Below are 4927 nucleotides of genomic sequence, written 5' to 3'. Positions count from 1 at the left end.
CCCCCACACCCCGCCGGCCACGCCCGCCCCTCCTCGAACGGCGTGATCTGTTCGAAGGTGGACTGGGGGTGGCCCGCTCGACCGGTGTAGCTTGGGACGGAGCCAGACGTCGCTGCTGATGGCGGTCGGGCGGTCCGCACGCGGGCCGGCCGAGGGAGAGAGGGCCTCCGACGGACTGCGCTGCGCGTACGCGGGCATGCCTGTGTCCTCCTTTCGGGCACCCCTGTGTCCGCCGCCGCGCAGAACAGCCGTACCCACCCTCGACCCGAACCCGAGGAGCAGTTCGCAATGACGACTGTCGACAACCGACAGGACTTCAAGGTCGCCGACCTCTCCCTGGCCGACTTCGGCCGCAAGGAGATCACCCTCGCCGAGCACGAGATGCCCGGCCTGATGTCGATCCGCAAGGAGTACGCCGACGCCCAGCCGCTGGCCGGCGCCCGCGTCACCGGCTCCCTGCACATGACCGTGCAGACCGCCGTCCTGATCGAGACCCTGGTCGCCCTGGGCGCACAGGTCCGCTGGGCCTCCTGCAACATCTTCTCCACCCAGGACCACGCGGCCGCCGCCATCGCCGTCGGCCCGAACGGCACGCCCGACAACCCGCAGGGCGTCCCGGTCTTCGCCTGGAAGGGCGAGACCCTGGAGGAGTACTGGTGGTGCACCGAGCAGGCGCTGACCTGGCCGGACAGCCCCACCGGCGGCCCCAACATGATCCTCGACGACGGTGGTGACGCCACCCTCCTCGTCCACAAGGGCGTCGAGTACGAGAAGGACGGCAAGGTCCCGTCCGTCGACACCGCCGAGTCCGACGAGCACCGCGTCATCCTCGAACTCCTGCACCGCACCATCACGGACGGTTCGCAGAAGTGGACCCAGCTGGCCTCCGAGATCCGCGGCGTGACCGAGGAGACCACCACCGGCGTCCACCGCCTGTACGAGATGCAGCGCGACGGGCAGCTCCTGTTCCCGGCGATCAACGTCAACGACGCCGTCACCAAGTCGAAGTTCGACAACAAGTACGGCTGCCGCCACTCCCTGATCGACGGCATCAACCGCGCCACCGACGTCCTGATCGGCGGCAAGACCGCGGTCGTCTGCGGTTACGGCGACGTGGGCAAGGGCTGCGCGGAGTCCCTGCGCGGACAGGGCGCCCGCGTGATCATCACCGAGATCGACCCGATCTGCGCCCTCCAGGCCGCGATGGACGGCTACCAGGTCACGACCCTCGACGAGGTCATCGACAAGGCCGACATCTTCGTCACCACGACGGGCAACAAGGACATCATCATGGCCTCGGACATGGCCAAGATGAAGCACCAGGCCATCGTCGGCAACATCGGCCACTTCGACAACGAGATCGACATGGCCGGCCTCGCCAAGATCCCCGGCATCGTCAAGGACGAGGTCAAGCCGCAGGTCCACACCTGGACCTTCGCCGACGGCAAGGTGATCATCGTCCTCTCCGAGGGCCGCCTGCTGAACCTGGGCAACGCCACCGGCCACCCGTCCTTCGTGATGTCCAACTCGTTCGCGGACCAGACCCTGGCCCAGATCGAGCTGTTCACCAAGCCCGACGAGTACCCGGTCGGCGTCTACACGCTGCCCAAGCACCTCGACGAGAAGGTCGCCCGCCTGCACCTGGACTCGCTCGGCGTGAAGCTCACGACGCTGCGCCCGGAGCAGGCCGCCTACATCGGCGTGCAGGTCGAGGGTCCGTACAAGTCGGACCACTACCGCTACTGAGCCACCGCCGCTGAGCTCACCGAGGCAGGCCCCCGCACCCCCGTGCCGGGGGCCTGCCCCTTTGGCGAACCGCCGCGGCCTCAGCCCGTCAAGACCCAGGACCCCCATGCCCCGCGGCCGCTATTCGCTCCACGATCCGCACGATCACACCCCCCTCGGTGAAGAACACTTCCAGTGCGCCCCCGGACCCTCCGGCTGGCGTTACGTCTCCCAGGTGACCACCCCCTCCGGCGACCACCGCGGCTCGGTCGATCTCGCCCTCGACGCACTCGGCCGCCCCCTCCGCCTCGAACTGCACGCCGGGAGCTGGCAGGTGCGCGGCGCCGCCCTCGAAGGCGTCACCTGGGTCCGCACGGACCCCACCGGCACTCAGGCCACCGAAGGCAATGTGCGCGCCCACGCCTTCACCGGCACGTCCCCCGCGTTCCTGGTCGCCACCGCCCGCCTGTTGCGCCTCACCCCTTCCTCCGCCGCGACCCGGGTACGCCTGGTGGCCTTCACGGATCCGGTCCTCGCCCCCCGCACCGTGGACCAGTCCTGGGCCTTGCTGAGAAGAGAAACACACGCCACTGACAACGGGCCTCTGACCGTGGACGAGTACCAGGTCACAGCCCTGGACACGGGCGAACAGCACACCGTGCACATCACCGGGGACGTGGTCCTGGCGGCCCCCGGAATCGAGCTGGAGGACCTCCAGTCACCGCCGTCCGCCTTCGACGACTGACGGCCGGGCAGGGAGCGGCTTCGGCTAGGCCGGTGGCACGAACCCGGTGGAAGGCCGCTCGGTCGCCGTCGGCGGGGGAGCGGCCACGGGCGCGGACACCGGGGGCTGGTCGACCGGCGGCGGGAAGTGGGCCGGTACCCCCGCCCCGGGCTGGTACGGCGACGGGAACGTGGGGATCGGCGGTGCCGGAGGTGCGTAGCCGGCGAAGGCCCGCCGGGCCTCGCGGGCCTGCCGCTCCTGCACCACCGCCGCGAGATACGCGGCCGGTGGCACGTCCGCGGGCGCCGGAGCCCCCGTCCGGTTCGCCAGATCCGCCGCGAGCTGCTGGGCCATCGCCCAGGAGACCTGCGGATCCAGCTGCTGCATCCGGGTCAGGTACTGCCGGACGGCAAGCCACAACCCGTCCGGTACGGCCGACAGGTCCAGTTCGGCGAACCGCCCCGCCAGCCAGGGCGGAGGCGGCGGAACGAACAGGGTCCGCCCCGCGGGCACCCGCTCCCGGACCACCAGGGTCCCGGCGAAGACGTCCCCCAGCCGCCGGCCGCGCGCCGACACCAGCGAGGCGATACAGGCGACGACCCCGAACGTCAGCAGGATCTCGACCACGCCGAGCGCGCCACGCACCAGGGCGTGCCGGAACCGGATGGGCCCACCGTCGTCGCGTACGACACGCAGCCCGCACGCCAGCTTGCCGAGCGACCGCCCGTGACTCAGCGTCTCGACCGCGATCGGCGCTCCCACCAGCAGCAACAGAAAGGTCGCGATCGACAGTGCCGTCTGCGCGGCCTCGTCCAGCGAGGCCGTGGCCGCCACCAGAGCGATCGACGCCCCGACGAACACCGCCATGGCCACGATCAGGTCGAGCAGCACCGCCAGCGCCCTGCTGGGCAGCCTCGCGGGACGCAGTTCGAGCGCCACCGCCTCGCCGGTCACCAGCTCACTCACGCCCGCCGCCTTCCCCTGGTCTGCCCCGTACAGCGCAAGTCTGCCAAGCTGAGCGCACATCGCGCCCCAGTACGACAAGCTGACAGCTACGACAGGCAGTCGACGACCAGCCGAGGAGCAGGCAGACCCGATGGATCTCGACGTCTTCGTCTCCGCACACCGAGCCGAATGGGACCGTCTCGACGCGCTCCTGCGCCGTCAGCGGCGCCTCAGCGGAGCAGAGGCCGACGAACTGGTCGCCCTGTACCAGCGCACCGCCACCCATCTCTCCCTCATCCAGTCCAGCGCCCCGGATCCACAGCTCACCGGCCGGCTCAGCCAACTCGTGGCCCGCGCACGCAGCGCCGTGACGGGAACGCGCCGGGCCTCTTGGCGGGATGTCGTCCACTTCCTCGGGCAGGGATTCCCGGCGGCCGTCTACCGCTCCCGCCACTGGTGGGTCCCCACCGCGCTCATATCCACGGCCGTCGCGATCCTGCTGGGCTGGTGGATCGGGACCCACCCGGACGTGCAGTCGACCATCGCCGCCCCCAGCCAGCTCCGCGAGCTGACCCGCCCCGGCGGCGAGTACGAGACCTACTACTCCAGCCATCCCGCGGCCTCCTTCGCCGCGCAGGTGTGGACGAACAACGCGCAGGCCGCCGCGATGTGCCTGGTCCTGGGCGTCTTCCTCGGCCTGCCGGTGCTCTGGATCCTCCTGGAGAACATGCTCAACCTGGCCGTCGGGTTCGGCCTGATGTCCTCGGCCGGTCGCCTCGACACCTTCCTGGGACTGGTCCTCCCGCACGGGCTGCTCGAACTGACCGCGGTGTTCGTGGCCGCCGGCACTGGTCTCCGCCTCGGCTGGACGCTCATAGACCCTGGCCCGCGCAGTCGTCGTACCGCGCTGGCCGAAGAGGGCCGCGCTGCCGTGGGCATGGCGATCGGGCTGGCCCTGGTCCTGTTCGTCTCGGGGGCCATCGAAGGCTTCGTCACCCCGTCCGGCCTGCCTACCTGGGCCCGCATCGGCATCGGAGTAGTCGCCGAGCTGGCCTTCCTGGCCTATGTCTTCGTCCTCGGCGGCCGTGCCGCCCGCGCGGGGCAGACGGGTGATCTCGGGGAGACCGAGCGCAGCGCGCTCGTGCCGACGGCCGCCTGATGTGCGGAGAGCTCCCGTGAGCTGCTAGTCTCCTCTTCGCCCCGGAAGACCTGTTGACACGGGTTGGGTGGGGAGGTAGATTCAAACAGTTGCCTAGAACTGGACAGGTTCAGGGCCGATCGTTAGAATCGATCTGCTTCACAACGGAGAGTTCTCTCCGAGACATTGAAGCCACCCCCGATTTACTCAGAAATGAGTGGCCGGTCAGACCGGCCGAGAACTTCTGATAAAGTCGGATCAGCCAAAAGGAAGCCGGAAGGCGACCGAAAAGGCGAAGGCCCCCAACGGCCACCGGAAATGAATTCCGACCGGAAACGGAACGGAAAACGGATCTGGTAAGGTTGGAAACACCGAAGGGAAGCCCGGAGGAAAGC

The 4927-nt window shown here is 69.6% G+C and carries 4 protein-coding genes; 3 read left to right on the top strand and 1 reads right to left on the bottom strand.

Annotation, left to right across the window (positions count from 1 at the left end):
• Positions 1 to 288: 288 nt before the first annotated feature.
• A complete protein-coding gene (gene ahcY, locus AAW13_RS43610) occupies positions 289 to 1746 on the top strand; it encodes an adenosylhomocysteinase (RefSeq protein ID WP_046730272.1) in 1458 nt (485 codons plus the stop codon).
• 106 nt (positions 1747 to 1852) lie between these two features.
• Entirely contained in the window at positions 1853 to 2470 is a 618-nt protein-coding gene (locus AAW13_RS43605; RefSeq protein ID WP_046730271.1) for a hypothetical protein, read from the top strand.
• Between the two features lie 24 nt (positions 2471 to 2494).
• Here AAW13_RS43605 and AAW13_RS43600 read toward each other — a convergent pair whose 3' ends face one another.
• On the bottom strand, positions 2495 to 3415 hold the full coding sequence (locus tag AAW13_RS43600; protein ID WP_046730270.1) for an RDD family protein: 921 nt from the start codon (positions 3413 to 3415) through the stop codon (positions 2495 to 2497).
• A gap of 130 nt (positions 3416 to 3545) precedes the next feature.
• Between AAW13_RS43600 and AAW13_RS43595 the strand changes: the two genes are divergently transcribed.
• Positions 3546 to 4553 carry a stage II sporulation protein M gene (locus AAW13_RS43595; RefSeq protein ID WP_046730269.1) on the top strand — a complete coding sequence of 336 codons (1008 nt, stop codon included), beginning with the start codon at positions 3546 to 3548 and terminating at the stop codon, positions 4551 to 4553.
• Positions 4554 to 4927 lie beyond the last annotated feature (374 nt).

Source organism: Streptomyces humi (assembly GCF_001005085.2).
Classification (GTDB): Bacteria; Actinomycetota; Actinomycetes; order Streptomycetales; family Streptomycetaceae; genus Streptomyces; species Streptomyces humi.
This window is presented reverse-complemented; position numbering and strand designations above follow the sequence as displayed.

Bases quoted from the DNA above. Each gene is read 5' to 3' on its own strand.
- ahcY (WP_046730272.1), top strand. From the start codon at position 289: ATGACGACTGTCGACAACCGACAGGACTTCAAGGTCGCCGACCTCTCC.
- AAW13_RS43605 (WP_046730271.1), top strand. From the start codon at position 1,853: ATGCCCCGCGGCCGCTATTCGCTCCACGATCCGCACGATCACACCCCC.
- AAW13_RS43595 (WP_046730269.1), top strand. From the start codon at position 3,546: ATGGATCTCGACGTCTTCGTCTCCGCACACCGAGCCGAATGGGACCGT.